Annotated in this window: 17 protein-coding genes and 1 tRNA gene; 3 read left to right on the top strand and 15 right to left on the bottom strand. The window is 38.8% G+C overall.

What is annotated here, in order from left to right; translation table 11 throughout:
• Window positions 1-7: 7 nt before the first annotated feature.
• The 6 genes from infB to A3IA_RS0110785 all read right to left on the bottom strand — a co-directional run bounded on the left by infB (window position 8) and on the right by A3IA_RS0110785 (window position 5,818).
• Window positions 8-2,875 carry a translation initiation factor IF-2 gene (infB, locus tag A3IA_RS0110810; RefSeq protein WP_018381344.1) on the bottom strand — a complete coding sequence of 956 codons (2,868 nt, stop codon included), beginning with the start codon at window positions 2,873-2,875 and terminating at the stop codon, window positions 8-10.
• 18 nt (window positions 2,876-2,893) lie between these two features.
• Window positions 2,894-3,196, bottom strand: coding sequence for a YlxQ-related RNA-binding protein (locus A3IA_RS0110805; RefSeq protein WP_018381343.1), 303 nt, complete (start codon window positions 3,194-3,196; stop codon window positions 2,894-2,896).
• The gene (rnpM, locus tag A3IA_RS0110800) at window positions 3,189-3,485 is read right to left on the bottom strand and encodes an RNase P modulator RnpM (protein ID WP_018381342.1); all 297 of its coding nucleotides are present in this window, start codon (window positions 3,483-3,485) and stop codon (window positions 3,189-3,191) included. Before rnpM ends, A3IA_RS0110805 begins: the two co-directional genes overlap by 8 nt.
• Window positions 3,486-3,499: 14 nt before the next feature.
• A complete protein-coding gene (gene nusA, locus A3IA_RS0110795) occupies window positions 3,500-4,717 on the bottom strand; it encodes a transcription termination factor NusA (RefSeq protein WP_018381341.1) in 1,218 nt (405 codons plus the stop codon).
• Window positions 4,718-4,769: 52 nt separating this feature from the next.
• On the bottom strand, window positions 4,770-5,258 hold the full coding sequence (gene rimP, locus A3IA_RS0110790; RefSeq protein WP_018381340.1) for a ribosome maturation factor RimP: 489 nt from the start codon (window positions 5,256-5,258) through the stop codon (window positions 4,770-4,772).
• Between the two features lie 113 nt (window positions 5,259-5,371).
• On the bottom strand, window positions 5,372-5,818 hold the full coding sequence (locus A3IA_RS0110785; RefSeq protein ID WP_018381339.1) for a pyridoxamine 5'-phosphate oxidase family protein: 447 nt from the start codon (window positions 5,816-5,818) through the stop codon (window positions 5,372-5,374).
• Window positions 5,819-5,904: 86 nt separating this feature from the next.
• On the opposite strand from A3IA_RS0110785, the gene A3IA_RS0110780 reads away from it, so the two are divergent.
• Entirely contained in the window at window positions 5,905-6,816 is a 912-nt protein-coding gene (locus A3IA_RS0110780; RefSeq protein ID WP_018381338.1) for a LysR family transcriptional regulator, read from the top strand.
• On the opposite strand, the gene A3IA_RS0110775 is transcribed toward A3IA_RS0110780, so the two are convergent.
• The 8 genes from A3IA_RS0110775 to A3IA_RS0110740 form a co-directional block, all read right to left on the bottom strand.
• Window positions 6,813-8,171 carry a CitMHS family transporter gene (locus A3IA_RS0110775; protein ID WP_018381337.1) on the bottom strand — a complete coding sequence of 453 codons (1,359 nt, stop codon included), beginning with the start codon at window positions 8,169-8,171 and terminating at the stop codon, window positions 6,813-6,815. The two genes, A3IA_RS0110780 and A3IA_RS0110775, sit on opposite strands and share 4 nt — an antisense overlap.
• The gene (locus A3IA_RS0110770; RefSeq protein ID WP_018381336.1) at window positions 8,165-9,313 is read right to left on the bottom strand and encodes a 2-methylaconitate cis-trans isomerase PrpF family protein; all 1,149 of its coding nucleotides are present in this window, start codon (window positions 9,311-9,313) and stop codon (window positions 8,165-8,167) included. The genes A3IA_RS0110775 and A3IA_RS0110770 overlap by 7 nt, the downstream gene beginning before the upstream one ends.
• A 21-nt stretch (window positions 9,314-9,334) precedes the next feature.
• Window positions 9,335-10,699: an MmgE/PrpD family protein gene (locus tag A3IA_RS0110765; RefSeq protein WP_018381335.1), complete on the bottom strand. Its 1,365-nt coding sequence runs from the start codon at window positions 10,697-10,699 to the stop codon at window positions 9,335-9,337.
• Window positions 10,700-10,967: 268 nt separating this feature from the next.
• Window positions 10,968-11,054, bottom strand: a tRNA-Ser gene (locus tag A3IA_RS0110760).
• A gap of 28 nt (window positions 11,055-11,082) precedes the next feature.
• Window positions 11,083-11,718 (bottom strand): tRNA (guanosine(46)-N7)-methyltransferase TrmB, encoded by a 636-nt coding sequence (gene trmB / locus A3IA_RS0110755; RefSeq protein WP_018381334.1) that lies wholly within the window; start codon window positions 11,716-11,718, stop codon window positions 11,083-11,085.
• Window positions 11,715-12,503 carry a cell cycle regulator CcrZ gene (gene ccrZ, locus A3IA_RS0110750; protein ID WP_407832319.1) on the bottom strand — a complete coding sequence of 263 codons (789 nt, stop codon included), beginning with the start codon at window positions 12,501-12,503 and terminating at the stop codon, window positions 11,715-11,717. The genes trmB and ccrZ overlap by 4 nt, the downstream gene beginning before the upstream one ends.
• A 51-nt stretch (window positions 12,504-12,554) precedes the next feature.
• Entirely contained in the window at window positions 12,555-13,589 is a 1,035-nt protein-coding gene (locus A3IA_RS0110745) for an ABC transporter permease (protein WP_018381332.1), read from the bottom strand.
• Between the two features lies 1 nt (window position 13,590).
• Window positions 13,591-14,310 carry an ABC transporter ATP-binding protein gene (locus tag A3IA_RS0110740; RefSeq protein WP_018381331.1) on the bottom strand — a complete coding sequence of 240 codons (720 nt, stop codon included), beginning with the start codon at window positions 14,308-14,310 and terminating at the stop codon, window positions 13,591-13,593.
• A 70-nt stretch (window positions 14,311-14,380) separates the two neighbouring features.
• On the opposite strand from A3IA_RS0110740, the gene A3IA_RS0110735 reads away from it, so the two are divergent.
• Both A3IA_RS0110735 and A3IA_RS0110730 read left to right on the top strand, forming a co-directional pair.
• The gene (locus tag A3IA_RS0110735; RefSeq protein ID WP_018381330.1) at window positions 14,381-14,797 is read left to right on the top strand and encodes an HIT family protein; all 417 of its coding nucleotides are present in this window, start codon (window positions 14,381-14,383) and stop codon (window positions 14,795-14,797) included.
• Window positions 14,798-15,106 (top strand): hypothetical protein, encoded by a 309-nt coding sequence (locus A3IA_RS0110730; RefSeq protein ID WP_018381329.1) that lies wholly within the window; start codon window positions 14,798-14,800, stop codon window positions 15,104-15,106. It begins immediately after the preceding gene.
• Between the two features lie 51 nt (window positions 15,107-15,157).
• On the opposite strand, the gene A3IA_RS0110725 is transcribed toward A3IA_RS0110730, so the two are convergent.
• On the bottom strand, window positions 15,158-16,192 hold the full coding sequence (locus A3IA_RS0110725) for a C39 family peptidase (protein ID WP_156802441.1): 1,035 nt from the start codon (window positions 16,190-16,192) through the stop codon (window positions 15,158-15,160).
• Window positions 16,193-16,207 lie beyond the last annotated feature (15 nt).

The raw sequence follows: 16,207 nt of genomic DNA, 5'->3' as shown, positions 1-16,207 counted from the left end.
GGATAGATTATTTTCTAACGATTTCTTCCATGATGTAAGCTTCAATAGTATCGTCAACTTTAAGATCGTTGAAGTTTTCAATCATAAGACCACCCTCTTGAGCGTTTCCAACTTCTTTAACGTCATCTTTATAGTGTTTCAAACTAGCAAGTTTACCATCGAAGATAACAACACCATCACGGATAACACGTGCGTTTGAGTCACGTGTAATTTTACCGTTGATAACCATAAATCCGCCAATAGTTCCAACTTTAGAAACTTTGAAGGTTTCACGGATAATCGCTTCACCAAGAATTTTTTCTTGATATTCAGGATCCAACTTACCTTTCATCGCTTCTTCAACTTCTTCGATGACTTTATAGATAATGCTATGAAGGCGAATTTCAACCTCATCCGCATCGGCTTGCTGACGAGCTTGTGGTGTAGGACGAACGTTGAAACCAATGATAACAGCGTTAGACGCTTCTGCCAAGGTAATATCTGACTCGTTAATCGCACCTACAGCTGAGTGAACTACATTAACACGAACACCTTCTACTTCGATTTTAAGAAGTGATGCTGCCAAGGCCTCAACAGAACCCTGAACATCAGCTTTGATGATAACATTAACAGTCTTAACTTCTCCTGCCTTAAGGGTATCAAAGAGGTTCTCAAGACTAACGCGTTGTGTATTTTGGCGTTGCTTCATAAGAGCACGTTTAGCACGTTCTTCACCGGCCGCACGAGCTGCTTTTTCATCAGCGTAAACGGCAAAGTGATCACCTGCCATAGGCGTTTCATTCAAACCAGTAATGGAAACTGGAGTTGACGGTTCAGCAGTTTTAACGCGACGACCAAGATCATTTACCATAGCACGAACACGACCAAAAGTATTACCAACAACGATTGGATCTTGAACGTTAAGTGTACCTTGTTGAACAAGCAGAGTTGCAACCGCACCTTTACCTTTATCAAGACGAGCTTCAATTACTGTACCAATCGCACGAACTGTTGGGTCAGCTTTTAACTCTTCCAGTTCAGCTACCAAGAGAACTGTTTCTAATAATTCTTCAATGTTTTGACCGAATTTCGCTGAAATTTCAACGAATTCTGAATCGCCACCCCAAGCCGTTGAAATAACCCCGTGTTCAGCCAATTCACCAATAACACGTTCTGGGTTAGCTCCTGGTTTATCAATCTTATTGATGGCAACAATGATTGGCACTCCAGCAGCTTTAGAATGATTAATCGCTTCAATCGTTTGTGGCATTACTCCATCATCAGCAGCTACAATCAAGATTGTAACGTCCGTTACTGAAGCTCCACGTGCACGCATCGATGTGAAGGCAGCGTGTCCCGGTGTATCCAAGAAGGTAATTTTCTTACCGTTTGTTTCAATTTGATAGGCACCGATATGCTGAGTAATACCACCAGCTTCTCCAGTTGCAACACGTGAGTTACGTAGTGTATCGAGAAGAGTTGTTTTACCATGGTCAACGTGCCCCATAATAGTAACGACTGGCGCACGTTCAACTAATTCATCAGCATTTAGGTAATCTTCATCGGCAAAGAAACGTTCAATATCTGCATCGTCCACTTCAACTTTCGCATGGGCTTCAATACCATAATCAACCATCAAGAGTTCAATGGTATCACCATCCAATGATTGGTTTTGTGTTGCCATAACACCCATCATGAAGAGTTTTTTGACAATTTCAGCAGGTTCGCGTTTAATACGTTTTGCGATTTCAGCAACCGTCATTCCTTCGGTATATTCAAATTCCTTAGGTAATTCATGGAATTTACGCTCTGTTACTGGTTTTGGAGCGTTATTGGCATTACGGTTGTTTTTACCTTTTTTATTTTGTTTGTTTTTATTCCAGTTACTATTTCTTTGATTTCTCACTTGGTTTTGTTTCGTCCAATTTTTCTTATTTTTACTTTGTTTAGGACCATCTTCGTTTTGAGATGAAAAATCACGCGATTTTTCAAGACGACCCTGTTTTTTACGACGGTTATCTGATTGAGTAGAAGCTACTTGTGTTGGAGCAGCCGCAACCTTAGGTTTTATAGCATCTGCAGCTAAACGTGCACTTTCTTGTGCTTTTTGTTCTTTCTCAGCTTCAGCTTGTTTTACCTTGCGAGCTTGCTCTTGAGCTATTTGAGCCTGACGTTTCGCTTCTTCTTGTTCACGGAAACGTAGCTCACTTTGGCGAGAATACTCTGCATTTTGTTCAGCTTTTAGAGCGGCAGCACGTGCTTTGAAATCTATTTTAGGTCCAGATTGTTGCTGACGACTTTGTGAGCGATTATTGTTGAATCGGTTATTTCGGTCACGATCATTGCGATTTGAATGTTCGAAACGACGATTATTGTTTGAACGATTGTCTTGTTGGCGACCAGCATTATTATGACCTTGTTGGCTATGGTTGTCTCGTCGTCGGTCGTTTGAACGATTATCTCGACGATTTTGAGCATTCCCACTACGATTGTCTCGATTACCGCCATTAGCACGGCGCTCCGCTTCAGCCTTAGCCTTAGCTTCACGCTCTGCTTTAAAGTTACGACTTTGTGGACGCGCTTTTGCAACTGTTGATTCTGTCGCTACAGTTTTTTGACTAGAGTCTTCAACCTTTGGAGCAGCTTCAGCTCGTGATTTTTCACTCACCACGGGCTTACTAGCTTCCTGAGTTTTTGGTGTGCTTGACACTTTTTTCTCAGTTGCTTTTGGTGCTGTGTTACCTTTGAAAGCTGCTGTAAGACGTTCAGCGTCATTTCCTTCAACACTTGACGCATGGCTTTTAACTGCCAATCCTAATTCTTTAGCCTTAGCAACAACTTCCTTACTTGCGACACCGACTTCTTTCGCAATTTCATATAAGCGTTTTTTTGACACGTGATGTCCTCCTATTCCTTATTCCATAAGAGTCCTCATTTTCTTTGAAAATCCAGCATCAACAACGGCGACTGCCTTTCTTGGCTTACCAATTGCCATGCTTAATTCCAGTGTATTAAACACTGTGGAGACTTCTATTTGATAGTATTTACTTTTATCTGTTATTTTTTTAGTCAAATTATCGCCAGCATCATTGGCTAGGAAAATTATTCTTGCCTCCTGATGTTGAATCGCTTTAATTACTAATTCTTCACCAGAGATAACTTTTCCAGCTCTCTGTGCTAATCCGATTAAATTGGCTAATTTTTGATGATTATTCAAGACCGAGCTCTCTTCTTTTCACCTTGTGATCAACGTAAGCAATCAAATCATCATAGAATCCATCGGCAACCTTCACTTTAAAACTACGATCAAAGACACGTCGTTTTTTAGCTTCCTGCGCTTCTTGATTATCTAATTTGATGTAGGCTCCGCGACCATTCGCTTTTCCAGTTGGATCGATAAAAATGTCCCCCTCTTTGTTTTTAACAATTCGGAGCAAGCCACGTTTATCAATCACTTCCCCAGAAACAAGAGACTTTCTTAAAGGTATTTTACGTGTTTTAGCCATAAACACCTCTGTTATTATTCTTCGTCGTTAGATGCTTCTTCAAGTGATGTTACATCTACATCTTGTTCTTCTAATAACTCTGCTTCTGTAAGTGGTTCTTCAACAGAAACAACCTCTTCATTCTCAGATACCAAAGCTTGTTGTGCTCCGATCTCTTCGTACTCACTAGCAGACTTAATATCAATACGATAACCGGTTAAATGCGCTGCCAGACGTACGTTTTGACCACGACGACCAATCGCCAGTGATAATTTACTATCTGGAACAACGACTGTCGCACGTTTGCTATTTTCTTCATCAAAGAGAACCATGTCAACTTCCGCAGGGGCAATAGCATTATAGATGAATTCTGCAGGATCTTCAACCCATTGGATTACATCAATATTTTCTTCAACCGGTACTTCAATGCCTGTTTTAGCATCAAAGCGTGTTGGGTGGAACTTGCTGATAACTTTTTTGATGTTTGACCCACCGCGACCAACAATAGTACCAATAGCATCGACGTTAGGGTTGTGGCTACGCACCGCAACCTTTGTACGATCACCAGCTTCACGAGAGACACTCATGATTTCTACTGTACCATCAAAGACTTCTGGAATTTCTTGCTCCATAATACGTTTGATGAATTCAGGGTGGCTACGACTAACAAATACATTGACACCACGAGGGTTGTTTTCTACTTTGTAGACGTAAACTTCAATACGATCATGCGATTTGAACGTTTCACCTGGAATCTGATCTTGATGTGACAATTGCGCTTCTAGCGAACCAAGGTTAACGTAGATAAAGCGTTGGTCAAAGCGTTCGACAGTACCAGTCATGATTTCACCTTCATGTTCTTTGTACTCGTTGAAAGTAACTTCACGCATTTGTTTACGCATTTTTTCCATAATCGTTTGTTTAGCTGATTGAGCAGCTACACGCCCAAATTCAGCAACAGATTCTTCAAAGCGAATTTTATCACCAAGTTCGTAGGCTGAACTGATGGCTAGAGCATCTTTCAAACTGATTTCAAGTCGACTATCGAAGACTTCATCAACAACTTCGCGAACCGTATATACTTGGAAATCACCTGTTTTCTCATTGAATTCAATAACACAGCTTTCTGACTGACCATAGCGGCGTTTGTAAGCTGATTTCAAAGACTCAGTTACGGCATCAATGATGTCTTCTTTATTAATGTGCTTTTCTTCTTCCAAAATACGGAAGGCTTCTAACATTTCTTTGCTCATGTTTGTCTCGCCTCAATTGTTAAGGCAATTCCTTTCTTCTCAATAACTAGCGTTATAATTTTACTGCTAAGCGGGCTTTGGCTACGGTTTGATACGGAATGTCAACGGTTTTATGACGCGTCTTATCCAAGTAATCAATGGTCAAGTTTTCACCATCAAAGGAAATTAAATCTCCTTCAAAAAACTTAACTTTGTCAATCGCCTTATAAAGACTGACATTGATATATGAGCCAACCGCATTTTCCAAAGCTTCCTTAGTCTTTAACGGACGTTCCAAGCCGGGACTAGATACTTCCAAAAAATATTGTTCTGGGAAAGGATCTGGTTTAATGGTATCTAACAATGGGCTAATAATATCTGTTAATTCTGCCGTATCGTCTACCGAAATACCACCAGGCTTATCTACAAAAATACTAAGGACGTAATCGCCACCCATTTTTCCATATTCAACATCAACCAACTCATACGGAGCGTTGATATGAGGCGTAACTACTTCAGTTACCTGTTCAACTATTGTTGCGATAATAATCCCTCCTTGCACAGACAAGAGGCGAAGTTATTACCTCGCCCCTTTCTCATTATTTTAACTAATCATATCATAATAACAAACAACTTGCAAGCCTAAAAAGCCCACAATACTTGTTACACCAGCACCTAATCTTCTTTAGCTAGGTCTCCTTTAATATCAAAAGTATACTTGTGACCCTGAGTTAAACTTTGATAAAATCCTTTTCCCTCGTATAATTGGAAAACACGGACATTTTCCCTTTCCTTATGGTCTGGATATACCTGCTCTACAAAAGCATTCCCTGCCAACACTTCTTCTAATTTTTCCTCACCTAATTCGCGAATTTTACCTTCAATACGAATCACTTGAATCAAATATTCCTCTTGATACATGCCTGTTATGGCTATATTCGGATTGGCTTGCAGCTGATTGTAAAATCGAGTTGTTGGACTTGTCATAAAAAAAATCCCTTTTTCATTAGCCAAACCAATATGAATAAAACGAGCATGAGGCTGTCCTGTCACATCAGTAGAAGCGATGACTGATGGGGACATTTTGGTTTCCAATAAATTCAAAATTTCCTTAACTTTCATAATAACCTCTTTCTTTTTGTAAGCGCTTTTGATATTATTTTATCATATTATGTACATTTTTTCACTCGGATATAGAAAGAGCTCTTATGGAAATAAAAGATATAGAATATGTCAAAGCCATTGTCAAGTATAAAAGTATTACGAAAGCTGCTGAAGCACTATATATTTCACAACCTTCCCTAAGTGTTTACATCAAAAACATGCAAGAACGACTTGGTTTTGAGGTTTTTGAACAAGAAGGAAAAAAACTCTCTTTAACCTATCTTGGGGAGGAATTTTTATCGTTTGGAAATCAGATATTAAAAGTTCGAGAAGATTTTTTTGATGCCGTCCAAAACATTCAAAAGAACCAATTCGGACGTCTAAAATTAGCCATTCCTCTACTTCGAAGTTCCTACTTAGTCCCAGAATTGCTACCAAAATTCTATCAGCTTTATCCAAATGTTGAAGTCATATTAAAGGAGACCTCTTCTGCAAAATTTCCAAAATTAATCAAAAATGGCGATGTCGACTTAGCTTTGATGAACCGACACCACGATGATAAATATCTAACAACCGAAAAGATAAAATCAGAAGAAATGGTGATTGCTTTACCTAGCAACCACCATCTCAAATCTTTGTATCAAACTAACAAAACTCAAAATTGTCAATACCCATCCATAAAACTTGACATGCTCAAAGATGAACTCTTTATACTTCATCAACCAGACCAATTTTCAAGACAAATGGCTGAAGATATCTTCCAACAAAATCATTTTCATCCGAAATCAATCTTAGCAACGCGAAATATCGAAACAGCTACTAATTTGGTAGCTAACCAAATGGGAGTCAGTTTTGTTAATTCGTCACACACAAAGCATCTTAATTCCAATGATAAAGTCATTTTGTTTTCACTGGAGAAAAAGGTAACTGTCGATTTAATTGTCGCTTATCGGAAAGGCAGAAAACTCCCAAGTTATGCCAATGATTTTATTGAGATTTGCAAAAATAATATCTAGATAGGAATTGCACCAGTAAGGATGGCAACAAGGGTTTGGAGAGCAAAACTAATCAATCCCCATTTCATATATTCCTTTTGGTAATCCACAAAGCTAACTTCCGTCTTATCTACCAAAACGTAAAGGAAAGCTACTAGTGGACTTGCAAAACGTAGAGCTTGTCCCATCAAGGATGCTACCCCAATTTGAACTGGCGTTGCTCCGTAGGAATAAGCAATCGGAGCAATAACCGGTAAGATACCAAAATAAAACGCATCATTTGGTAAAAAGAAAAGACCAGGTAATGAAATCAGTGCTAGAATAAGTGGGATATAACCACCGAAACTTTCTGGAATCATTGAAACAAGCTGATTGGCGATATCTGAACTCATGCCACTACCATTCAGAATTCCCATAATAACCCCCGCCCCAAAAACTAATGAAACAGGTCCCAGAGCTTCTGCACCATTTGCTAATAATCTAGAATTTTGTAATGAAATATCCTTGTAGTTAACAATAAGAGCAATACCAGTTCCTAAAAGGAATAAAATACCGCCATTGATAACATCCATAATGAGCAAAACCATGATCGCGATCGTTAAAATAAAATTAAACCAAATCAGCCTTGGTCGCTTATACTCAACATGAGTTAAGGTTACATCTGCAATAATTTTCTGAGTGTCTTCTTCACTCAAATGCGCTTTCCCGGCAACGTAACCTAAACGTTGTCTTTCTTTTTTTCCATAGTAATAAGCTTGATAAATAGCTAAAACACCAGCAGCAAACATTCCTGGTAATACGGGAATCAAAAATTCTTTGGGTCCAATATTTAAAACGGGCATAGCACGCGCCATTGGACCACTCCAAGGCACTAAATTCATAACAGAATTACCAAAACCGATAATAGCTGCTAGATAAATCTGTTTCATATGCATTCGCTTATAAAGCAAGAGCATGGCTGCTGTAACGATCAGTACTGTTGTTGTCCCATCACCATCAAGAGATACTGATAAGGTAATGACTGCCGATGCAATAGTGATTTTCATTGGGTCACCTTTAGCCCATTTTATCATGGCAACCGCCAAAGGATCGAAGAGACCTGCATCTAACATAACTGAAAAATACAAGATAGCAAATAATAGCAAGGTAATGGTAGGCGCAACCCCTGATGATACTTTCCCAGCATCATTGATACTATAGTATAGACCTTGGAAAATCCATTCGAAAGTATCTAAAACTGGTAGACCCTTAACCAAAGCTGCGATAATACCAAAAGCCACTGGCACTAAAACTAAACCAGCAAATGGACTGATTTTTTTAGCAAGAAGCAATACCATGAAGATGATAATCATTAAATAACCTAACATTGCTAACATCTATCACCCTCCTCAATAAAGACTGTCCCCACCATTAACTTCCGAGCTGTTCTAAATCCCGATACCGAATCAATGTTAATACTTTTATCATTCAAATCGTAATCGATTGATACGGGTATAATTCCACTACTATGAGCAATCCTCAATTCTTTATCTAAGTTTTCATGATTTACTAAGGCATAAGGAATGGTCCCTGGAATGCGACACGCAGCACTGGTGCAAAGAGCACCCGTCAAGGCAATGGATTTATGGGCTTTTTGCATACTCATCATCCTAACAGCAATATCAAATGCCTCTTTTTTTATTTCTTGACCTTCAGATGTCAAAAAGGTTTCAGGTGCTGAAACAATCGTTAATTTAGGAACCCCAGGTGTCTTCTTGGCACTGTCTTTAAAATCCTCAATAATTCCCATGAGTACAGCTGCTTTTCCTCTAATTTCTTCCAAAAGTCCAAGGAGGGTTGGGTCCCCATCAATTGCTTTTGGCGTTTCACTGCCTCTTAAGCCAAGCTCTTTAGCTTTGATATAAACTAAAGGATTAGCTACATCAACGATTGAAACAGCAACTTCATCACCATTTTCTAGCGAAATCTTATCAATTAAATGATTTGTTGGAAATAACTTCCCAGTAAAAGCCCCTTCTGGCTCCTTAAATGCTAGTTTAATTTTTAATCCTTTACCAGGAACTCCAGCTATTTCAAAGTCTCCCTCGTAGGTTAATTGACCTTCAGGAGTTGGGATAAATTCTTCAATTATTTTTTTAGTATTAGTATTGTAGACACGAACACATGTTACTGGAGCAGTCACCTCTACTAAGTTATTTTCAATCGCGTAAACACCAACTGCTGAAGAGATATTGCCGCAATTTCCAGCATAGGAAACAAGAGCTTTATCAATGGCTACTTGAGCAAAGGTATAATTGACATCCCATTCCTTAGTTTGCTCTTTAGAGATAATTGCCACCTTGCTTGTGGTAGAAACTGCACCACCGAGCCCATCTATTTGACGAGAATCTGGACTTCCCATAATTTTCAGCAATATATTGTTTCGATTTTCCAAATCCTCAGGCAATTCTTTCTCATCAATAAAGACACCTTTGCTTGTTCCGCCACGATAAATACTTATTGGTATGTCTTTCAACATAAGCTAACCTCATTTCTACGATTAAACTTGAGCTAGCAATTCAGTCAATTCAGTAATATCAATATTTTCAAGATTGGCAATACTATTAGCAATCTTGTCAGCTAAGTCGCGATCAATACCTTGCGTTAAGAGGTGATATTTCTCTAGCAAAATATTCCATGAAGCAGGACGAGACGTAAATCCTTGATAATCATCTTTTTCAATAGTATAAACCTGACCATCATTTGTCTCAATCTCAAGTTTGATAGCCATTTCAGCAGGGAAGCGATCACTAAGTGCTGGATCTTCTTTAACATTTACTTTTTGTAAAAATTCTTGAATATCTTGTTTAAGAATTCTATCTTGTTCATACTGTGCTGGTAACACTTGTCCATCTAAGTAAGCTGCTGATAGCATGTAAGGAAGAGAATGGTCTGCTTCTTCTTTAACACGAATAACTTTTTTGTCCCCTTCTTCACCACCACCGATAATATGAAAGGCGACATCAAAGGTATCTAAGCGAACCTCTTTAATATCTTCTGGTGCGATTCCATGTTCGTTTTTAAATTCAATAATTCCTTCAATAGATGATTGAGAATGAATTTCAGCATTGTAGCGCTTGATAATAGTTCCTAAGACACTATCAAGCCCTTCTTTTGTCCAATCAATATCAAAGTGTCCAGCAACAGTTTCAAAAAATCCCTTATTTCCCTCAAAAACTTCACGAGGACCTGTGATACCATACTTAGCCAAGAGTGCTGACGAGATGGCTCCACGCGCTGTATTTGGTGCTGCCAATCCTTTCCAGTTAGAAAGTTCACCTGTTCTTGTAACACGAAGTGAGTTATAGCTTGTCCCAGAAATAGCTATCGCATTTGCAATTTGCTCTGCCGATAACCCCAAAGCCTTTGCTGAACCCGCTGCTGCTCCGTAGGCTTCTTGAACTGTATGATCAAACCCATGTTTACGAACTGGTGCTACATCTGAAAGGCGACATTGAATCTGGTAAGCAATAGCTAAGCCAAGTAGAAAGTCTTTTCCAGTTCCGTGATTATGTTCTGTAGCTGCCAAAACAGCAGAAACATTGTCTGATGGATGGCAAGTTTCACCTTTAGCTAGGTAAGAGTCATTATAATCCAAATAACGAACAGCTGCACCATTGTAAAAAGTTGCAAATTCTGGAGCTACTTTGCCTCCACCAATAAGGCTCACGCTACCATCTTTTGACAAATCTGTCGTCATCTTTCGAATACTCTTGATGGTTTCGCTATCTAAAGCACCGATTGCACAACCAATAGCATCTAATACCCGACCTTTTAATGCCTCAACAGCTTCACTACTCAAATCTTCATAAGTTTTGCTATCAACCCATGCACCTAAAGTTTCTACAATTGTTTGGTTTCCCATGATTTTTCTCCTTTATTATTTTTATACTTACAGTTTATAGCAATCGCTTACATATGTAAAATATATATTTTTTATGATTTTTATAGCTAAAACCTATTATTTTATAAACCAAAACCACCTCATTCCTGACCTGCTTCCCAACAGTTAGACACAAAATCTAACGATTGGGAAATGATCCAGTAACGGGTGGTTCTTTGTCTCTTACCTACGGAGTGAAAGTCTATAATAAAAAGACAGATTTCTCAACCTGTCTCAACGTTATTATTTAAGGAGAGGAGGGGATTCGAACCCCCGAGCCCCGTTAAGGACTACACGCTTTCCAAGCGTGCGCACTCAGCCACTATGCGACCTCTCCATAAAAAGTGGAAAATGCCACTTATCTTTTAAAATTGTGCTTCAACACGGTAAATGACCTGACCTTTTGAAGAGAACTTTTGTTCATACTCAGTCATCACATTGCCTTCGTAATCACTAGCGTGTAAATCAAGCCAGACCTGTTTCAAAAGCATGCCGTACTGTGAAAAACTAGCTAAGCTGTATTCAAAGAGACCTCGATTATCTGTTTTGAAATGAATTTCACCATGTTCGGGTAAGATTTGCTTATAGGTATCTAAGAAAGTCTTGTAAGTCAATCGACGTTTTTCATGCTTAGTCTTAGGCCATGGATCTGAAAAATTCAGATACATGAGAGCAACTTCTCCATCTTCAAAATAGTTGGTCAAACTTGACCCATCAACACGAAGCAAACGAACATTTGGTGCCTGACTCTCGATAACCTTGTCTAAAGCATAGCTAAGAACAGAGACTTGAATATCAATACCGATGTAGTTAATATTTGGATTCTGCAAGGCCATGCCTGTGATAAATGCACCTTTTCCAGAACCGACTTCGATATGAATAGGGTTGTTATTACCAAATACTTGATGCCATTTTCCTTTTGCATCTTCAGGATTTAAAATGACATATTGGGGATGATTTTCTAAATAGTCTTCAGCACCTTTGCGCTTACGAACTCTCATTTAAATAACTCTCTAAATTTTCTAAGGGCATAAATTTCGCGGTTTACACGCTCCATGTCACGATTGTCAAAATACTTCTGAATCTGTGATAAATAAGATAATTGGCCATACCAATAAACCTTATCCATCACGGCTTTAGGATTATCATAACCATAATAAATTAGCCAGTCTGACCAAGCCATGCGAGGAACGTAGTGACTGAGAAGATGACCAATATCATACATAGGGTCAGTCAAACGAACAGAATCCCAATCGACAAGGTAGATTACGCCACTCGTAGTAATAATCCAATTGTTATGTCGAACATCACCATGGACAATCGTAGCATCATCTCGATCAAAGTTTGGTAAACTTTGTTTCAAGCCTTTAACAATCGATTGAATAAAGGTGTTCTCACGCAGTTGTAGCGGCATCTCGCGTTCTAGTTTAGCAAGAAGTTCATAGGGATTCTCAATCTGATATTTAAGCTGTAAAAGCTGATTGGCTAAATGTTTTGACTTATGCAGGCGTAACAAAACTTGAACAATCTGTTTACTCATCATGTCTTGTTTAATCAAGGTGCGACCATCAAGCCACTCTTGTGCACTCATCATATCGCCATTACCCAAACGCTTAGCCCATAGCAACTGAGGCGCAATTTGCTCTTTAGCTAAGGCAGCTAAGATTGGGGTGGTGTTTTTTTTGACAAAAACACGTTCTCCAGATGGGTAGGTTCCCATATAGGCTTTATTACTTTTTCCACGCATGGGTGTCAATGTTAAATCATTATCAATAACTGTCACCATACCCTCCTTTTTCATGGCGTTTCAACTTTTATTTTACTTGTTTTTTAGAACTTAGTCAACAAACTTCTTCAGCTTATTTGGCAGGTACACTAGGTTTAGTACAAACATGATAGGAAGAATTGCCAAAAAACGCCAATCTAGTACCATTAGACTTAGTTGAATCAGGCTTACTCCAAAAGAAATTTTCATTAATAGGGTTTTAAAAGCCTGTAATTTGACATCATCCTCAACTGGGTATAGGCGTGTCATGACTTGGTAATCGTAAACTCGATATAGTCCAAGGAGCTGGAAAAGCAAGAGATAATTGAAGAGTCCAACCATGGCTACTCCCCACCAATTTGGTATTATAACCCCTAAGAGCAGACTGATGGTAAGTAATCTAAGGCTGAGCCAGAAATAATCTCCATTTCTTAAGTAAGCACGCGCATACAGTTCCAGCCATACATTTTGGCTTTTGGCTTTTGTTAACAATCCTAAAAGTGGATTGAGGTATTTTCTTGGTTTTGTCGTGCTAGAAATTCCTTTTACCGTTGTAAATAAGGAAAAGAAGGTCAAAATCCCTTGTTGTCTTTGTTTTTCGTGATGGATTAATTTTTCTAAGTTCAATACAGGACCTTGATAGAATCCTTTTAAATGACGATGTAGTCGCAAACCTCTCAGAATCAAAAGAAAGACGATGTAGGCAATGAATTGCCATAATGCCCAGCCCGACAAGAGAAAAATAGGAGCTAATAAAATAGTGACAAACACTTGGAGGCTCCCCCAAAGGACGAATGATTTTTTCGCAGCTTTCTTTAGATTTATCTGCAATAAAGTCTCCTGTGGCAACAGAAATACCTGATCAGCAGCTTCCATATAGGTTGCTAGTTTGCCAAAAAAAGTCAAAACAACCGTTGCTAAGATGGAAAGCCCCAAGGGGAGAAAAGACCCTTTGGGAAAATGATTAACAAGATTTGTGTACTGAACTACTAAAAATCCCAAAAGAAACATTAGGACTAAAATAAAATGATCGTTAAAAACATAGCGTAGATACTTCGCACAATGCTGATTAAATGCTAATTGCCGCTTTTGAATGAGCTTTTCCATTTTAATTCTCCTGCGTCAGTTGCATGTAAATGTCGGTTAAATCAGCCTTTGGCAAACTAAACTGCTGACGCAATTCTTCTAAACTACCATACGCTAAGATTTCACCATGGTGAAGAATGATAAAACGGTCGCACATCTTCTCCGCTGAATCAAGGACATGAGTACTCATAAGCACTGCTGTTCCTTTTTGTTTTTCTTCTGCAATGATATTAGTCAAATCTCTAATAGCCAGTGGATCCAGTCCTAAGAAGGGTTCATCAACAATCAATAAACTTGGCTCAATTAAAAGAGCAGCAATAATCATGACCTTTTGTTTCATCCCTTTTGAAAAGTTAATGGGATACCAATCTAACTTATCTTCCAAACGAAAAAGATTTAAGAGTTTCTGACGCAGTTCTTTTTGTTCACCTAAACCATAGGCTTGTGCTACCGTGTCTAAATGTTCTTGCAGGGTTAATTCTTCATACAAGATTGGTGCTTCAGGAATATAACCAATTCTACGGCGGTAACTTTCAGGATCCTCCAATAGTTGCAAGCCATCTAAGCTCACACTTCCTTGATAGGGTTGCAAAAGTCCGATAATTTCACTGATGGTTGTTGATTTACCAGCACCATTGAGACCGATTAAACCAACAACCTCACCAGAAGCCACTTCAAAGGAAATATCCTTTAAAACAGGAATATTGACATAACCACCAACTAAGTGATCTATTTTTAACATGACGATTTTTCCTAACTTTGATATACTAGACTTAATTATAACAAATTCAATCGAAAAGGTGGTTTTGCATATGGAAAATTGTATTTTCTGTCAAATTATTGCTGGCGACATCCCGTCTTCTAAAGTATATGAAGACGACAAAGTGGTTGCTTTCTTAGATATTACTCAAACAACAACTGGCCACACTTTGTTAATTCCTAAAGAACATGTTAGAAATGTGCTTGATATGGATAAGGCAGTCGCTCAAGATGTTTTTTCACGTTTGCCTAAAGTAGCTCGAGCTGTTCAAAAAGCTACCGGAGCAGCTGGTATGAACATTATAAACAACAACGAAGAGGTTGCAGGTCAAACCGTTTTCCATGCCCACGTTCATCTGGTTCCTCGCTTTGATGAAAATGATGGCATCGAAATTAAATACACCACTCACGAACCGGACTTTCAAGCTTTAGGAAAATTGGCAGAACAGATTGCAAAAGAGGTTGTCTAGATGGGACTTAAGAAAACGCTAGCTGCTGGTGTTGCAGCCTTTTTGGCATATAGAGCCTTTCAAAAACGACGTGAAATAGCCGAAACTTACAACACTGAAAAAGATCGCTTTGCCAGTATGAACAAGGATAAAGAAAACATCCAAAAACAATTGTCTATCATTAAGTCAGAACTAGCCAAAGTCAATGAATTAAGTGAGGATACCCAACACAAAGTTCGAGTTTTCCAAAAAGATTTAGAACCAAGACTTCAAATAATCAAAGAAAAAACCGATCATCTACAAAATCATCTCGATACTAAATCATCATAAAAACAGCTAATGCTCAACACGGCACTAGCTGTTTTTTATACTCTTAATAATTTAGAGATGAGATATTTTAAAGAATGGTAGACCTAACGCAGTGTCATCTTTATCTGTACTTTTAGTGTTAAATAAGTAGGACATTGCATACCATCCAGACAGAGATTTTGTATAGGGATCGGTTACGTAGACCTTACCATTATTGTATCCTTTTAAGACTAGCTCATGCGATCCTCTTGAGACAAAAACATTATTTTGAATAGCAGCCAAGACGTGATGTCCCTCTCTTAAAGCTGATGTAAGACTGGCATAACTAGTTAAATTAGTCGCCTTCAAACCCCATGCATTAGCAGCTTTTACAATACCTGGCGCACGAGTTCCAGGTACAAGGCGATCGAATTCTTTAGTATTATAGTATAACCAATCTGCCACAGTTGTCGGCAGCACTGTTTTGCCTGTCAAAGCAGAAAAGACCATGCTTAAAGAAGTTGGAACGCAGCCAGTGTCTCCCATTGTGTAGCGACCATAGTATTTAGAAACCCAACGAGGATCACGCTGACTAAAATACGGCATTGGGAAGGTTTTTGAAGTTCCCTTAGCCACAGCCGCTTTCTTCTCGAAAGGTTTAACCGTTGTCCCAGGAGCAGGACCTCCTTTTTTAACTAAGGTAACCTCGATACCTTCAACACCTAAAGAAAGCCCTTCTGTTCCTGCATCAGAACCATTCTTCGCCCAACCTAACCAACCTTTATTCTGGCTATGAACGCGATAATAAACATCATAGTACTGACTAATCTCACCAACTAAGGAAATTCTCACTGCCTCAACTTGGCGATTAGAACTTCCTTGACCACTTGCTTGACCTTCACCAACTGCAGCTATCCAGCCAACATTCTGAATGTGAGTTTGATACGAAAGATGTCCCAAATAATCGGAATGAAGTCGAAGTTTTAAAGATTCTATCTGTTGATNCTGACCCGTACTACCACTTAAATGACCATCAGAAACCAAGGCTTGCCAACCTTTTTTCTCAATATAAGTTTGATAACTAATCGAAGCTGATTGAGCACCTTTCTTTATAAAAGAACGACTCATAGTCCCTGTGAAATG

It is taken from the genome of Streptococcus thoraltensis DSM 12221 (assembly GCF_000380145.1).
GTDB lineage: Bacteria > Bacillota > Bacilli > Lactobacillales > Streptococcaceae > Streptococcus > Streptococcus thoraltensis.
Note: the sequence above shows the minus strand (reverse complement) of the source record. Positions and strands in the feature narration are given on the sequence as shown.